The sequence below is a fragment of the Pseudomonas putida genome (assembly GCF_026625125.1).
Taxonomy (GTDB): Bacteria; Pseudomonadota; Gammaproteobacteria; order Pseudomonadales; family Pseudomonadaceae; genus Aquipseudomonas; species Aquipseudomonas putida_X.
This window is the reverse complement of the sequence record NZ_CP113097.1, coordinates 779,494-795,334: the sequence shown is the minus strand read 5'-3', so window position 1 is coordinate 795,334 and position 15,841 is coordinate 779,494. Positions and strand designations below refer to the sequence as shown.

The following is a 15,841-nucleotide window of genomic DNA, read 5'->3' as shown; positions in this document are numbered from 1 at the left end:
AATCGTTACTTTTTCTTACGCACGTAGAGGACCAGGTTGTGGTCCACCAGCTCGTAGCCATGCTCGGCCACGATCTCTTTTTGGCGCCGCTCGATTTCGGCATCCATGAATTCGATGACTTCACTGGTCTCCACGTTGACCATATGGTCGTGGTGACCGCCGTCCGCCAGCTCGAAAACTGCGTGACCGCCATCGAAGTTGTGACGCACCACCAGCCCAGCAGCCTCGAACTGGGTGAGTACGCGATAAACGGTTGCAAGACCGACGTCCTCGCCAGCCTCCATCAGCGCCTTGTAGACATCCTCGGCGCTCATGTGACGTTGCTCGGTCGAATCGAGCATCTGAAGGATCTTGACTCGAGGCAGTGTCACCTTGAGACCGGCTTTGCGCAGTTCGCTATTTTCAACCATGGTCAGCTTTCTCGCCGATGCTGCTTCGCAGCTTCTCTTAATACGGGTATGATCGGGGTTTACGTTGTCCAGCCAAGATAGTGGAAGTCGCCCACCGATGCAAAACAACACCAAGCACTTGCTAACCAGCCTCACCTTCGTGGGACTGCTCGCACTCGCCGGTTGCTCGTTTCCCGGGGTTTACAAAATCGACATCCAGCAGGGCAATGTCGTTACGCAAGACATGATAGACCAATTACGCCCCGGAATGACCCGCCGGCAAGTAAGGTTTATCATGGGCAACCCTCTGCTCCAGGATACTTTCAACACCAATCGTTGGGATTACCTGTACAGCCTGCAACCCGGTGGCGGCCAACGCCAACAGGAACGCATGAGCATCTTCTTCAATGACAGCGACCAGCTGGTCAGCCTGTCTGGCGACTTCATGCCAGGGGTGAGCCGCGACCAGGAAATCCTGGGCGGCAGCAGCGATACCACTGTCAGCCCGGCCACCGAGCCAGGCCAGCCAGCATCGCAGCCGGAAGAGAAGCCGGCCAAGCCTGGCTCTGTGGAAGAATCCATCCAGCGCGAGATCGACACCATCCAGACCACACCGGTGCCGACACCCGCCCCACTGGATACCTCGCCGCAATAAATTGCAGGCACAAAAAAAGCCCGGATCATTCCGGGCTTTTTTTGTGCCTGGTGGCCTGGCAGCATCAGCTATTGAGCTGCTTGGCACGCTGGCAGAACGCATCCACCAATGTATTGGCGGCCTGATTGAAAAGCGGCCCCAAGGTGGCCCGCACGATCGGCCCGGCGTAATCGAAGGACAGGTCCAGGCTGATCTTGCAGGCTTTTTCCCCCAGCGCCTTGAACACCCACACGCCATGCAGCTGGGTGAACGGCCCTTCCTCCAGGTTCATCTCGATGGACTGCCCCGGCACCAGCACATTGCTGGTCACGAACTGCTGGCTCATCCCCCCTTTGGCCACCTCAAGCTTGGCCCGCATGTGCGTGTCACTGGCTTCGAGCACCGTCGAGGCCGAGCACCAGGGCAAAAACTGCGGGTAGCTGGCTACATCATTGACCAGGTCGTACAGCGCCTGGGCAGGGTACGGCAGCAGGGCGGAGCGTTGAATATGGGTAGTCATCCAGGCGTCACTTCCAAGGCTGGGTGGCGGGCTTCGCAGCGTGCCAAAAACAGAACCTGTGCGTAAGACAGGGCCTGTATTGTCCGGTATTCATTGCGGTGGCTCAAGCGCACCGAAATCCCGTAGCCGACCACGCGGTGACTTGCCTATAATGCCGCCCCTATGGCTAAACAAAAGAAACATCCGACCGGGACCATCGCGCAAAACAAAAAGGCGCGACACGATTACTTCATCGAACACAAGTTCGAGGCCGGGCTGGTCCTGTCCGGTTGGGAAGTAAAAAGCCTGCGGGCCGGCAAGGCGCACCTGACCGACAGCTACGTGCTGCTCAAGGATGGCGAAGCCTGGCTGTTCGGCAGCCACATCACCCCGCTGACCACTGCCAGCACCCACGTCATCGCCGACCCTATCCGCTCGCGCAAGCTGCTGCTGAACAAGCGCGAGCTGGAGCGTGTGGAAGCTGCGGTGGCGCAGAAGGGCTACACCTGTGTGGCCTTGGCGCTGTACTGGAGCAAGCACCTGATCAAGTGCGAGATTGCGCTTGGCAAGGGCAAGAAGGAATTCGACAAGCGCGACACTGTGCGCGAACGCGATTCCAACCGCGAGCTGCAGCGTGCGGTGCGCAACAAGGGCAAGGAAGACTAAAGGCTTCTTCGCTTTGTAGCGCCTCTATCGCCGGCAAGCCGGCTTTCACAGGCAGCCCACTGGCTTCAGGTCAGTGACGCGCCTGTGGAAGCAACTGTGTTGCTCAAATGCTAAAAGCCGGCGCGATCCCTGTGGCAGCAACTGTCTTGCTCAACTGCTAAAAGTTGGCGCAATCCATGTGGGAGCCGGGCTTGCCGGCGATGGGCCGCAAAGCGGCCCCAAGTGCTCGCTGGTCCCATCGAGCGCTCGGGCTATTACAGCGCTGCTAGGGGGGCTGCTGCGCAGCCCATCGCCGGCAAGCCGGCTCCCACCACGACCGTGCAGCTCTTCAGGCCTGCGCTTTACCTGAGGAAGCAACCGTCTTGCCCAATTCCTAGAGGCCGGCGCAAATCCATGTGGGAGCCGGGCTTGCCGGCGATGGGCCGCAAAGCGGCCCCAAGTACTCGCTGGCCCCGTCGAGCGCTCGGGCTATTACAGCGCTGCTAGGGGGCTCCCACCACGACCGCGCTGTTCTTCTGGCCTGCGCTTTACCTGTGGAAGCAACCGTCTTGCTCAACTGCTAAAAGCTGGCGCAACCCTTGTGGAAGCCGGCTTGCCGGCGATGGGGGCCACGAACTTCAGCGCCCGCTGCGCCGCTCTGCCCGCGCTACGCGCTGGGCTTCGTTCTGCGCCTCTTCCAGCACCTCCTGCACATACAGAATGTGCCGGCTGGACACCTCCCGCGCATCGTCCGCCCTGCCTTCGACAATCGCCTGGTACAACTCACGGTGCTGGCTGATCAGCATGTCCCGCGTCTCGGTGCGCTGCTGGTACATGCCCCCGATATTGGTCACCACATTGCGCTTGAGCAGGTCGAACAGCCCGCGAATGGTATGCAGCAGCACGGCATTGTGGCTGGCCTCGGCAATCGCCAGATGGAAGCGCGCATCCGCCGCCCCCTCCTCTGCCCGGGTAACCTGGTCAGCCCGGGCATAACAGTCCTGCAGGGTGTCGAATGCAGCCTTGAGCCGGGCGCGATCAGGCTCGGTGGCGCGCTGGGCAGCGTAATAGGCGCATGACGCCTCCAGGGTGTGACGGAACTCCAGCAAATCGCGCTGCGCCTCGGCGCTGTGCTCCAGCAGTTGCAGCAACGGGTCGCTGAAGGTTGAGCCGAGCGATTCGGCCACATAGTTACCACCACCCTGCCGGCTGACCAACAACCCCTTGGCCACCAGCTTCTGGATCGCCTCGCGCAGTGAGGGGCGCGACACACCGAACTGCTCGGCCAGGGCGCGCTCGGCCGGCAGCCGCTGGCCAGAGGTCAGCGTGCCTTCGAGAATCATCCCTTCCAACCGGTCGACGATGTCGTCGGACAGGCGCCGCTGGCGGACCTGATCAAAAACCATCACATGCTCTCCACAAACCCCCGGCAAATTTCAGGGGGCGTCTATTCTCGCCGATCCACGCCACGCCGACACCCATCAGGCGACGTTTTTCAAACCCCATCAGCCACCCGCTCATCGGCACACGACCAAAGTTTTGCACAGGACAAATTGACACACCCATCACAGCGCTTTTAACCTAGCGTCCAGCCATTGTAAATTGGTCTTACCAATTATCCAATGCCAGTGCCTGACCAACAACAATTAGGGGCCACCCCATATGCAAACCTGGCAACAACTCTATTCCCCGCTCGGTAGCCTTGGCCTGTCCGCATTGGCGGCGGTCATACCCATCGTGTTCTTCTTCCTGGCCCTCGCCGTGTTCCGCCTCAAAGGCCACGTCGCCGGCAGCATCACCCTGGGATTAGCGATGCTGGTAGCGATCTTCGCCTTCCAGATGCCGGTCGACATGGCCCTCGCTGCCGCAGGCTATGGCTTCCTCTACGGCCTCTGGCCAATCGCCTGGATCATCGTTGCCGCGGTGTTCCTGTACAAGCTCACCGTCAAGAGCGGCCAGTTCGAGGTCATCCGCAGCTCGGTACTGTCGATCACTGACGACCAGCGCCTACAGGTGCTGCTGATCGGCTTCTGCTTCGGGGCCTTCCTCGAAGGCGCGGCCGGCTTCGGCGCCCCCGTGGCAATCACTGCCGCCCTGCTGGTGGGCCTGGGCTTCAACCCGCTGTACGCAGCCGGCCTGTGCCTGATCGCCAACACCGCCCCAGTGGCGTTCGGCGCCCTGGGCATCCCGATCATCGTCGCCGGCCAGGTGACGGGCATCGACGCCTTCCACATCGGCGCCATGACCGGCCGCCAGCTGCCGCTGCTGTCGTTGTTCGTGCCGTTCTGGCTGGTGTTCATGATGGACGGCCTGCGCGGCGTCAAAGAAACCTGGCCCGCAGCCCTGGTGGCCGGCCTGAGCTTCGCCGTCACCCAGTACTTCACCTCCAACTTCATCGGCCCCGAACTGCCAGACATCACCTCGGCCCTGGCCAGCCTGGTCGCCCTGACCCTGTTCCTTAAAGTCTGGCAACCCAAGCGCTCGTTCGCCGAAGCCAAAGGCAGCGTCGGCGCCGCCGTGGTCAGCAGCGGCGGCAGCCAGCCAAGCCCTTATAGTTTCGGTGAAATTTTCAAGGCCTGGTCGCCATTCCTGATCCTCACCGTACTGGTCACCCTCTGGACCCTGAAACCGTTCAAGGCAGCATTCGCCCCAGGCGGAGCGATGTACAACTTCGTGTTCAACTTCGCCATCCCGCACCTCGACCAACTGGTGATCAAGACCGCGCCGATCGTCGCCGCGCCGACCGCCATGCCAGCGGTGTTCAAGCTCGACCCGATCTCCGCCACCGGCACAGCGATCTTCCTGTCGGCACTGATCTCCATGGCCGTGCTGAAGATCAACTTCAAAACTGGTCTTACCACTTTCAAAGAGACCTTCTGGGAACTGCGCTGGCCGATCCTTTCCATCGGCATGGTCCTGGCCTTCGCCTTCGTCACCAACTATTCGGGCATGTCTTCGACCATGGCCCTGGTCCTGGCCGGCACTGGCGCTGCGTTCCCATTCTTCTCGCCGTTCCTGGGCTGGCTGGGTGTGTTCCTCACCGGCTCGGACACCTCGTCCAACGCCCTGTTCGGTTCGCTGCAGGCCACCACCGCCCACCAGATCGGCGTCAACGACACCCTGCTGGTAGCGGCCAACACCAGCGGCGGCGTGACCGGCAAGATGATCTCGCCGCAGTCGATCGCCGTGGCCTGCGCAGCCACCGGCCTGGTTGGCAAGGAGTCCGACCTGTTCCGCTTCACCGTCAAGCACAGCCTGTTCTTCGCCACCATCGTCGGCCTGATCACCCTGGTCCAGGCCTACTGGCTGACCGGCATGCTGGTTCATCACTAAAGTGAAAGGGGCCGGGCGCCAGCGAGCGCCCGGCGTCTCCTTCAACCCACGCTGCGAGAATCCATGATCATTTCCGCCTCCACTGACTATCGCGCCGCGGCCCAACGCAAGCTGCCCCCCTTCCTCTTCCACTATGCCGACGGCGGCGCGTACGCCGAGCACACCCTGCGCCACAACGTCTCGGACCTTGCCGGCATCGCCTTGCGCCAGCGGGTGCTCAAGAACATGTCCGAACTGAGCCTGGAAACCCGGCTGTTCGACGAAACCCTGAGCATGCCCGTGGCCCTGGCCCCGGTCGGCCTCACCGGTATGTACGCCCGCCGCGGCGAAGTGCAGGCAGCCCGCGCGGCAGCCGCCCATGGCATCCCGTTCACGATGTCTACCGTGTCGGTCTGCCCGATCGAAGAAGTGGCGCCGGCGATCGACCGGCCGATGTGGTTCCAGCTGTATGTGCTCAAAGACCGCGGCTTCATGCGCAACGCGCTGGAGCGGGCCAAGGCTGCCGGGGTCAAGACCCTGGTGTTCACCGTCGACATGCCGGTGCCAGGTGCCCGTTACCGTGATGCCCACTCCGGCATGAGCGGCGCCAATGGGCCCATGCGCCGCGTGTTGCAGGCCATGACCCACCCCGAATGGGCCTGGGACGTTGGCGTGATGGGCCGCCCGCACGACCTGGGCAACATCTCCAAATACCGCGGCAACCCCACCGGCCTTGCCGACTACATCGGCTGGCTGGGTAACAACTTCGACCCGTCCATTTCCTGGAAGGACCTGGAATGGATCCGCGAGTTCTGGGACGGCCCGATGATCATCAAAGGCATCCTCGACGCCGACGACGCACGGGACGCGGTCAAGTTCGGGGCCGACGGCATCGTCGTCTCCAACCACGGCGGCCGCCAACTCGACGGCGTGCAGTCCAGCGCCCGTGCGCTGCCGGCAATTGCCGACGCCGTCAAAGGCGACCTGAAGATCCTCGCCGACTCCGGCATCCGCAGTGGCCTGGACGTGGTGCGCATGATCGCCCTGGGTGCAGACACCGTGCTGATCGGCCGCGCCTTCCTCTGGGCCCTTGCCGTGCACGGCCAGGCCGGGGTGAAGAACCTGCTCGAACTGTTCGAAAAGGAAATGCGCGTGGCCATGGTACTCACGGGCGCCAAGTCGATCAGCGATATCAGCCGCGACTCGCTGGTACGCGAACTGGGCGCTTGAGCGCCTGCACAAACACCGCCTGTATGACCGGGGCACGCGGCGCGCCAGACGCCGTGGCCCTGTGAGGAGATAGCATGAGCCTGCCCGCCGCCTTCCTGCGTGATGCCGAGCGCCTGATACCCGCCGACCGCCGTTTCGACGACCCTACGTCCACCCTGGCCTTTGGCACCGACGCCAGTTTCTACCGCCTGGTCCCCAAGCTGGTGGTGCGTGTGGAGTCGGAAGACGAAGTGGTCGGGCTGCTGCAGCTGGCCCAGCGCGAGCGCGTGCCGGTAACCTTCCGCGCCGCGGGCACCAGCCTGTCCGGCCAGGCCATCAGTGACTCGGTGCTGATCGTGCTCGGCGATAACTGGGGCAGCAAAGAGATCCGCGGCCAGGGCGAACAGATCCGCCTGCAACCCGGGGTCATCGGTGCCCAGGCCAACGCCTGGCTGGCCCCTTACGGGCGCAAGATCGGCCCGGACCCGGCCTCGATCAATGCCTGCAAGATCGGCGGTATCGTTGCCAACAACGCCAGCGGCATGTGCTGCGGCACCGCGCAAAACACCTACCACACCCTGGCCGGCCTGCGCCTGGTGCTGGCAGACGGCACGCGCCTGGACAGCGAAGACCCGGCCAGCGTTGCCGCCTTTGAAAGCAGCCACGCCGAACTGCTCGACGCGCTGGCCCGGCTTGGCCGCGAAACCCGCGCCAACACCGAACTGGCAGACCGCATCCGGCACAAATACCGGCTGAAGAACACCACCGGCCTGTCGCTCAACGCCCTGGTGGACTACGACGAGCCGCTGGATATCCTCCAGCATTTGCTGGTTGGCTCTGAAGGCACGCTGGGCTTCATCAGCGCCGTCACCTACGACACCGTGCCCGACCACCCGCACAAGGCCAGCGCACTGCTGGTGTTCCCCAGCGTAGAAAGCTGCTGCCGCGCGGTGACCGTGCTCAAGCGCCAGCCAGTGTCCGCCGTGGAGCTGCTCGACCGCCGCAGCCTGCGTTCGGTGCAGAACATGCCGGGCATGCCGCTGTGGGTAAAAGGCCTGTCGGACAATGCCTGCGCGCTGTTGATCGAGTCCCGCGCCGCCAGCCATAGCCTGCTGCACGAACAACTGCAACAGGTCATGGCCTCCATCGCCGAATACCCGCTGGAACAGCAAGTCGACTTCAGCGAAGACCCAGCGGTGTACAACCAGCTGTGGAAGATCCGCAAGGACACCTTCCCCGCCGTCGGCGCCGTGCGCCAGACCGGCACCACGGTGATCATCGAAGACGTCACCTTCCCCGTCGAGCAACTGGCCGAAGGCGTCAACCGCCTGATCCAGCTGTTCGACAAGCACCACTATGACGAAGCGATCATTTTCGGCCATGCGCTGGAGGGCAACCTGCACTTTGTCTTCACCCAGGGTTTCAACAGCGCGCAGGAAGTGGCGCGCTACCAGGCCTTCATGGACGACGTGGCGCAATTGGTGGCCGTGGAATTCGGCGGCTCGCTCAAGGCCGAGCACGGCACCGGCCGCAACATGGCGCCGTTCGTGGAGCTGGAGTGGGGGCATGACGCCTATCAGCTGATGTGGACGCTCAAACGCCTGCTCGACCCCAACGGCATTCTCAATCCCGATGTGGTGTTGAGCGAAGACCCGGACATCCACCTGAAAAACCTCAAGCCGCTGCCAGCCGCCGACGAGATCGTAGACAAATGCATCGAATGCGGCTTCTGCGAACCGGTCTGCCCATCCAAAGGCCTGACCCTCAGCCCACGCCAGCGCATCGTCATGTGGCGTGACATTCAGGCGAAAAAACGCGCCGGCATCGATACCCGCGCCCTGCTGCAGACATACCAGTACCAAGGCATCGACACCTGCGCCGCCACGGGCCTGTGCGCCCAGCGCTGCCCGGTGGGCATCAACACCGGTGAGCTGGTGAAGAAGTTGCGCAGCCAGGCCGCTGAGCATGCAAAGGCCGCCGACTGGCTGGCCGAACACTTCCACACCACCTTGGCCGGCGCCCGCCTGACCCTGACCGCCGCCAACACTGCGCGCAAGCTGCTCGGCGCCCCGCATCTGGGCCGCCTGAGCGCCTCGTTGAGCAAAGCTAGCAAAGGCCGCCTGCCGCAATGGTCCCCCGCCATGCCGCAACCGCTGCGCAGCGTAAGTTTCGGCCCGGCGAGCAACGATGCCCGGCCACGGGTGGTGTACCTGGCGGCGTGCGTGTCGCGGGTGATGGGCCCGGCCTATGCCGACCGCGAGCAAAGCTCACTGCTGGACAAAACCCGCGCCCTGCTGGAAAAGGCCGGTTACCAGGTGGTGTTCCCTGGCAACGCCGACAGCCTGTGCTGTGGCCAGCCGTTCGCCTCCAAAGGTTACCCCGAGCAAGCGGAGCACAAGCGCCAAGAGCTGATCAACGCATTGCTGCACGCCAGCCGCGGCGGCCTGGACCCTATCTACTGTGACACCAGCCCCTGCACCCTGCGCCTGGTACAGGACCTGGGCGACACCCGCCTGGACCTGTACGACCCGGTGCGCTTCATCCGCACACACCTGCTGGACAAGCTGGAGTTCACCCCCCAGGACGAGCCGGTGGCCGTGCACGTGACCTGCAGCACCCAGCACCTGGGTGAAAGCCAGGCCCTGATCGACCTGGCACGGCGCTGCAGCACGCAGGTGGTGATCCCGGAAGGGATTCACTGTTGCGGTTTTGCCGGTGACAAAGGCTTTACCACACCAGAGCTGAATGCCCACTCACTGCGCAGCCTGAAGGACGCGGTGCAGCATTGCAGCGAAGGGGTTTCCACCAGCCGAACCTGCGAGATCGGGCTGTCCAGCCACAGCGGTATCGATTACCACGGGCTGGTTTATCTGGTAGACCGCGTCACCCGCCCCCGCACCCTCTGATCTACCCGCTGATTCGCCGGCAAACCCCACCCCGGTTGTAGCAACTGTCTTGCTCATCCTCTAAAAGCCGGCGCGATCCAGGTGGGAGCCGGCTTGCCGGCGATGGGCCGCAAAGCGGCCCCAGTTACTCGCGGGTCCCGTCGAACGCGCTCGGGCTATTACACCTCCGCGATGGGGGCTGCTGCGCACCCCATCGCCGGCAAGCCGGCTCCCACAGCGACCGCGCAGTTCTTCAGCCCTGCGCTTTACCTGCGGAAGCAACTGTCTTGCCCAATTTCCAAAAGCCGGCGCAATCCAGGTGGGAGCCGGCTTGCCGGCGATCGAGGGCGCAGCCCTCGCCCAAGCCCTCCAGAAGTAAGACATTTCCTAACCTGCAACCAAATGCTTCTGGATTAAATGCTTTAGGATTTATCCTACGACCGCCGCTGCCGTTTCGCTGTTGTTGCTCACCACCATCAGGGCTAACTTCCCTGGGTCGTCATCTTTGACGATTTGGGTGTGAGAGCCTGCAAATTTCGGCAGTACTGCTATGGCAGCCGCAACGCGGGCAGGCTTCGGCCTGGCTGGCTTGTGCCGATCTTTGCCGGTCTCTCACCCCGCGTTCGGCTGCCACCCTATTCTGTGAGAGGAAGACGAAGGGCAGCTCAAATCCAGCCAAGATCGGATCTGCACCATGAAAAAAATCGTACCCGACCCACCTCGCTCCAAACTCCTCACCAACCCGTACTTCTCCATCCACACCGACATGCCCCCTCCAGACGCCCTGGCCCACGCCAGCGAACTGCTGCGCGGCGTCGCCGAAACTATTGACGAACACTGCCGCACCCACGCCGGCGAACCGGGCCTGTGCATGCTCAGCAACGCCGAGCACGCCTGCGAAACATCCAGAGCCCTGATCGAGCATGCCTTGACTGGCCTCTACAACGCGCAAAGGCCGAGGTGATTCAATGAATGACGCATTGAAAGATGTCACCACCGCGGGCAGGGAAACCTTCGACCTGTTTCGCCTGCAACCGGGCGTGCCTTTCGAGCACGCCTTCAGCCAGCTATCAGTACTGCTCGGCTGCATCCGCCACCTCACCACCGAAGCCGAGATGGAAAACGACCGCAAGGCCGGCAGCGCGGCCCGCATCCTGAGCGAAATGGCCAAGGCCCTGATCGACGACATCGAGCTTGGCCTGAACAAATCCCACTGATGCCACCGGGCCGCTCCGCGGCCCAATCAGCCGAAACACCCCGCCACACACCATCATGTCGCCAAGCCAGCACACCGATTGAACCCTCGGCAAACCCCAGCAGTCCATCCTTACAGGCCCACCTCCCAGAGGCCTTCAAGGAGACACCCATGAAAGGTACCGCGCTTTCGGCCCTCTTCGCGGCCGCTACCCTCCTGGCTTCACCGGTGTTCGCTGCTGACGACCTCTGCGCCCTCAACATGCAGAAGATCGATGACGCCATGGCTACCGCTGGCGCCACTTCCGAAGGCCTGGACAAGGCCCTCACCGAACAAGCCGACAAGGCCAAGGCCGCCCAGAAAGCGGGCGACACCAAAGAATGCATCGCCATTTCCACCAAAGTGCTGCAGCGCCTGGAGAAAACCGACAAGGGCAGCGGCACGGCCGGTGGCAGCGGTAGCTAAGCTTTGAGCGGGCGGCAAGAAGCCGTTGTCGACGCCGCCCGCGCAAAGGCGTATACTCAGCGGCACGTGCCGAAAGGTACGTCAGCTAGAGCTGAGTGTGGGGCCGATTAGGATTCGACGCCGGTAGCGAAACTCTAGGTGCATGCCGAGTTGGTAACAGAACTCGTAAATCCACTGTTGCAACTTTCTATAGTTGCCAATGACGAAAACTATGAGGGTTACGCTCTCGCTGCGTAAGCAGCTGAGCCCGCTCTCCTGGTAGCTTCGGCTCCAGCAATCATCAGGGGATGCCTGTAAACCCGAAATGATTGTCATACAGAACAGGATCGTCGTGTAGCACGTTGGGGGCAAAGCGACTAAAACTTACCCAACTCGTCCAAAGCACCCTGCCCGTCGGGCGGCTGCGGATTAACTCAGTAGACACGGCTAAGCATGTAGTACCGACAGCGGAGTACTGGCGGACGGGGGTTCAAATCCCCCCGGCTCCACCAAATGATCAAACAAAGACGTCCACGGACGTCTTTTTTTGTGCGTGTAACTCACCAAAATCAATGACTTACAGTGCTTTTGAGGGCCATGGAGGTTTTTTGAGTTCCAGTCGGTTTGGTATCCCAGGTGGTATCCCAGGCTACCCGGTGCTATTTTTAGGATACCAAAACGGTGCCGGAGGTAGCTCTCATGCCTACTCAAGCAACCCGTCTCTCCGATCGCCAGCTCAAGGCGGTCAAGGCAACTGGTAAAGACTTCGTCCTCAGCGATGGTGACGGCCTACAGCTTCGCGTCAGAGCCAGCGGCTCGATGATGTGGAACTTCAATTACCGCGAACCGTCGACCAGAAGCCGTATCAACATGGCACTCGGTCCTTACCCCGACCTCTCACTAGCCAATGCTAGGAAAAAAGCTGTCGAGGCGCGCGAGCTGCTTGCCCTGGGTATTGATCCCAAGGTCCAACGTGATGAGGTAAGGCAAGCCAAGCTTGCTGAGACCGATCACACCTTCGAGAAGGTGGCCACCGCCTGGTTCGAGCTGAAGAAAGACTCGGTAACCCCCGCCTACGCCGAGGACATTTGGCGGTCGCTCACGCTGCACGTGCTCCCCGATTTGAAGACCACGCCGCTTTCGGAAATCAGCGCCCCTATGGTCATCAAAATTCTCCGCCCAATCGAGGCGAAAGGCAGCCTGGAGACTGTGAAGCGGTTGAGCCAACGACTCAACGAGATCATGACCTATGGGGTGAACGCCGGCCTGATACACGCAAATCCGCTCAATGGAATTCGTGCTGTATTCAAGAAGCCGAAGAAAGAAAACATGGCTGCTCTTCCACCAGAAGAGCTCCCCGAGCTCATGCTGGAAATCGCGAACGCCAGTATCAAACGCACAACCCGATGCCTGATCGAATGGCAGTTGCACACGATGACTCGCCCCGCCGAGGCGGCGACTACTCGCTGGGCAGATATTGATTTTGAAAGGCGTGTCTGGACCATCCCTCCGGAGCGAATGAAAAAGCGCCGCCCACACAGCATCCCGTTGAGTGATCAAGCAGTCGCACTACTGCAATCAATAAAAACTCACAGCGGCCATCGCGAATACGTCTTCCCGTCAGACAGAAATCCGCGTACCCACGCTAATAGCCAGACTGCCAACATGGCGTTGAAACGCATGGGGTTCCAGGATCGCCTAGTCAGCCACGGCCTGCGCTCTATGGCCAGCACCATCTTGAATGAGCATGGGTGGGATCCGGAGCTCATCGAAGTCGCACTAGCTCACGTAGACAAGGATGAGGTGCGCAGTGCCTACAACCGAGCCGACTACATCGAGCGCCGGCGTCCGATGATGGCTTGGTGGAGTGAGTACATCCTGAAAGCCGCGACCGGCAACCTGCTCGCCTCAGCATATGGCCAAGTCAGAGACAAGAACGTAGTGCCGATCCGCTGACCCGGCTACAAGCGCAAGCTGACTGTTTTGGCGACAGCGGCGACAACGGCGCTACACGTTGAAATACGTGGGGTACAGAATGGCGACTGGTATAGCGACCGTCGCCAATTCTCCGTTTGCTCTGCGTTTTTCAGGCAAAGCCCCTGAGCATGGGAAGGCTCTGCATTCCCATGCTCAGGGGCTCCCATCAACAAGGCGACAAACGGCCCGTCGTCCACTCACCACCACTCACGGCTATCACTTTCCGCTATCGAATTTTGGCGCAATGAGCGGTGCCTAACTTGATTGACCCACCCATACCACCGGCGCTAGAAAGAAGCCTCGAAGCGCTGCCGTTGGCAGCACCCAGGTGGCCCGAACCTTCAAGGTCACGCCGCTTCATGCGGTGGTTCTCCCAAGGGCGATTAGCATCCGGCAGCTCGCCCGGTCATCTTCCCGGTGATGGGTGCTCTTTAACCTCATGGCCCTCGTGCGCCAGCTACACGGTACTGCGCTGTCCTGCAGCAATCTAATCGCTTGGCCGATTCTTGCGCCAACTTGCGCCCGTCTCTTTTTCCAGAAAAGAGACGGGCGCTCCTGACACTGCTGCAGCCCTGATCGCACATGGCTTTGCGGCAATCCCCCTCGTGACAATCGGCGTGACAAACGCCGATGTCACCAGCAACAGCGCTGTAGATGATGGTGCCGCAGCCCAAGGAATGAACTGCACCTGACTGACAGTCAGGCATGCCCCGGTCATCGCATTGCTGCTTGCTTGTGGCTCAGGATCTCGCGGCGCTGGTCTCGTCAGCCAGTGCAGCCTCCACCCGCCCACCGGTAACGGTGCTCAGGAGGCCAGATCATGAGATGCCCTTGCTCCTGGTCGTAAAGAGCCGCCAGTCCCGCGTCAGTGGACACCCTCACAGGTCGCAGGGGCCTTGATCCCTGATAACACTCAGCATTCTTGGCGGGATGACGTGGGGGAGAGATCGGTAATTTATGGAGGATGGCTATGCAACTGCGCGAAGTACAAGGGCCACCACGCCCCTTGTTGGAACAGCAGATTACGCCCCTACCCTACCCGGTCGCGGCGCTAGGCGATCTTTTGGGGCCGGCCGTAGAGCGCATGGCCGATGTAATCGGTGTGCCCTGCGCCATGGCCGCGCAATCCGTTCTGGCCACGGCAGCTTTGGCGAGCCAGGCGCACGCCAATGTTCACCTCGACGGCCGAATCTATCCGTTGTCGCTGTACTTGCTGACGGTGGCTTGCTCGGGTGATCGCAAAAGCGCGGTGGACCATATTGCACTGCAAGCCGTACGCGACTGGGAAAGACAGCAGTGGATCGCCTATGGCGAACAGCTCAAGGCGCACCGAGCTGCAATGAGCCTCACCGCGAAGTCACCGAGCTCGAAAAAATCAGCACAGCTAGCGCTGGACGCGCAACCTGAACCTGTCCAACCAAGACTGCTCACTGCTGAGCCGACCATTGAGGGCCTGGTCAAAAGCCTGTGCCACGGTTTGCCCAGCATGGGGCTGTTCAGCGATGAGGGCGGGCAGTTTTTGGGCGGCAGCACCATGAGCAAGGACAACATGATCAAGGCGATCACTCACCTGTCGACGCTGTGGGACCGTAGCCCGATTGATCGGTCGCGCGCGATGACTGGAGAAAGTCTGCGTGCCTATGATCGCCGCCTCAGCATGCACTTGATGCTGCAACCCCGCCTGGCCGACCGCTTGCTTCAGGACGCAGATATCAAAGACCAGGGCATCCTGGGGCGCTGCCTGATCAGTTGGCCCGAGCGTCTGGTTGGACAACGGCTGTACAAAGCCATCGACCTGACCCGAGATCCAAAGGTGCACCTGTACCAGCAGCGCATTGCCGCGCTGATGCAGAAGCCTTGGTCACGCCATAAAGATGGTGGCCTCAACCCTGCGGCCCTAGAGTTGAGCCCCCGCGCCCGTGAGGCCTGGATTGCCATTCACGACACCATTGAATGCGAGTCCGGGGAATTCGGCGAGCTGGTCAACGTGCAAGCGGCTGCGGGTAAAGCCGCCGCGAACGTTCTACGCATGGCTGGCGTAATGACGGTGGTTGAGCAGTCGACTGTGTTGGAGGAAGTGCACATTCAGCGCGCCTCTACCTTGATGGATTACTACCTGGCCGAGAATCAGCGACTGACTGAACAGGAACCACTGAATAAGCTTCGCGCAGAGGCAGATTGCCTGCTGCGCTGGTTGGTACAGAAGAATTGGCCTCCTTTCAACATCCGTGACCTCACGCGCAAAGGCCCTCGCTTTGCCCGTAAAAGCACCCCACACACCGCCGCGTTGCTGGTGGTATTGATTGATCATCGGTGGCTGAACACCGACGGAAAGACATTCGAGGTGCGCCATGTTCCGCCTCACTGAGGCCGTACGCCGCTATCGGGCGCAACATCACTCCCCGACCGAGCTACGGTGTGTCGCCACCACCGTCACCACTTTGTCGCCACGTGCCAATCCAGGTACGGCGGGGGTTGTCGCCAGTGTCGCCGCTGTCGCAGCTCCAACATCTGAGTCAATCGAGCTCGTTCGGCTCATCGAGCAGTTGCGAGACGAAGGGGCTCTGCTGCAACACAGCGAAAATGCCCTCCTCATCCGCCCAACACACTGGGGGCAGTTGGACAGCATCAGCCCCCACTGGAAAGCCCTGC

13 protein-coding genes and 1 other RNA gene are annotated in these 15,841 nt (G+C 61.5%); 11 read left to right on the top strand and 3 right to left on the bottom strand.

Features of this window, described 5'->3' with window-relative positions; genetic code table 11:
- Positions 1 to 5: 5 nt before the first annotated feature.
- A complete protein-coding gene (gene fur / locus OSW16_RS03650; RefSeq protein WP_008096237.1) occupies positions 6 to 410 on the bottom strand; it encodes a ferric iron uptake transcriptional regulator in 405 nt (134 codons plus the stop codon).
- 97 nt (positions 411 to 507) lie between these two features.
- Between fur and OSW16_RS03645 the strand changes: the two genes are divergently transcribed.
- Positions 508 to 1,044, top strand: coding sequence for an outer membrane protein assembly factor BamE (locus OSW16_RS03645; protein ID WP_241803860.1), 537 nt, complete (start codon positions 508 to 510; stop codon positions 1,042 to 1,044).
- Positions 1,045 to 1,108: 64 nt separating this feature from the next.
- Here the strand turns inward: OSW16_RS03645 and OSW16_RS03640 are convergent, their stop codons facing one another.
- Positions 1,109 to 1,543, bottom strand: coding sequence for a type II toxin-antitoxin system RatA family toxin (locus OSW16_RS03640; protein ID WP_241803861.1), 435 nt, complete (start codon positions 1,541 to 1,543; stop codon positions 1,109 to 1,111).
- Between the two features lie 162 nt (positions 1,544 to 1,705).
- Here OSW16_RS03640 and smpB point away from each other — a divergent pair, with 162 nt between their 5' ends.
- Positions 1,706 to 2,188: an SsrA-binding protein SmpB gene (gene smpB, locus OSW16_RS03635; protein ID WP_012312633.1), complete on the top strand. Its 483-nt coding sequence runs from the start codon at positions 1,706 to 1,708 to the stop codon at positions 2,186 to 2,188.
- A 617-nt stretch (positions 2,189 to 2,805) separates the two neighbouring features.
- On the opposite strand, the gene OSW16_RS03630 is transcribed toward smpB, so the two are convergent.
- Positions 2,806 to 3,573 carry an FCD domain-containing protein gene (locus OSW16_RS03630; protein WP_012312632.1) on the bottom strand — a complete coding sequence of 256 codons (768 nt, stop codon included), beginning with the start codon at positions 3,571 to 3,573 and terminating at the stop codon, positions 2,806 to 2,808.
- Between the two features lie 256 nt (positions 3,574 to 3,829).
- Between OSW16_RS03630 and OSW16_RS03625 the strand changes: the two genes are divergently transcribed.
- The 9 genes from OSW16_RS03625 to OSW16_RS03585 all read left to right on the top strand — a co-directional run bounded on the left by OSW16_RS03625 (position 3,830) and on the right by OSW16_RS03585 (position 15,557).
- Positions 3,830 to 5,500, top strand: a complete 1,671-nt coding sequence (locus tag OSW16_RS03625) for a lactate permease LctP family transporter (protein ID WP_241803862.1) — start codon at positions 3,830 to 3,832, stop codon at positions 5,498 to 5,500.
- A gap of 63 nt (positions 5,501 to 5,563) precedes the next feature.
- Positions 5,564 to 6,709, top strand: coding sequence for an FMN-dependent L-lactate dehydrogenase LldD (gene lldD / locus OSW16_RS03620; protein ID WP_241803863.1), 1,146 nt, complete (start codon positions 5,564 to 5,566; stop codon positions 6,707 to 6,709).
- Between the two features lie 74 nt (positions 6,710 to 6,783).
- On the top strand, positions 6,784 to 9,594 hold the full coding sequence (locus OSW16_RS03615) for an FAD-binding and (Fe-S)-binding domain-containing protein (RefSeq protein ID WP_267820824.1): 2,811 nt from the start codon (positions 6,784 to 6,786) through the stop codon (positions 9,592 to 9,594).
- Positions 9,595 to 10,267: 673 nt separating this feature from the next.
- Complete coding sequence (locus OSW16_RS03610) at positions 10,268 to 10,537, top strand: hypothetical protein (protein ID WP_241803866.1); 270 nt, start codon at positions 10,268 to 10,270, stop codon at positions 10,535 to 10,537.
- 4 nt (positions 10,538 to 10,541) lie between these two features.
- Entirely contained in the window at positions 10,542 to 10,790 is a 249-nt protein-coding gene (locus OSW16_RS03605; protein WP_241803867.1) for a DUF3077 domain-containing protein, read from the top strand.
- 149 nt (positions 10,791 to 10,939) lie between these two features.
- Positions 10,940 to 11,233: a hypothetical protein gene (locus OSW16_RS03600; RefSeq protein ID WP_267820821.1), complete on the top strand. Its 294-nt coding sequence runs from the start codon at positions 10,940 to 10,942 to the stop codon at positions 11,231 to 11,233.
- A gap of 99 nt (positions 11,234 to 11,332) precedes the next feature.
- Positions 11,333 to 11,724: a transfer-messenger RNA gene (ssrA, locus tag OSW16_RS03595) on the top strand.
- A gap of 187 nt (positions 11,725 to 11,911) precedes the next feature.
- Positions 11,912 to 13,168, top strand: coding sequence for an integrase domain-containing protein (locus OSW16_RS03590; RefSeq protein ID WP_267820819.1), 1,257 nt, complete (start codon positions 11,912 to 11,914; stop codon positions 13,166 to 13,168).
- Positions 13,169 to 14,159: 991 nt separating this feature from the next.
- Positions 14,160 to 15,557, top strand: coding sequence for a YfjI family protein (locus OSW16_RS03585; RefSeq protein WP_267820817.1), 1,398 nt, complete (start codon positions 14,160 to 14,162; stop codon positions 15,555 to 15,557).
- The last annotated feature ends 284 nt before the right edge of the window (positions 15,558 to 15,841 follow it).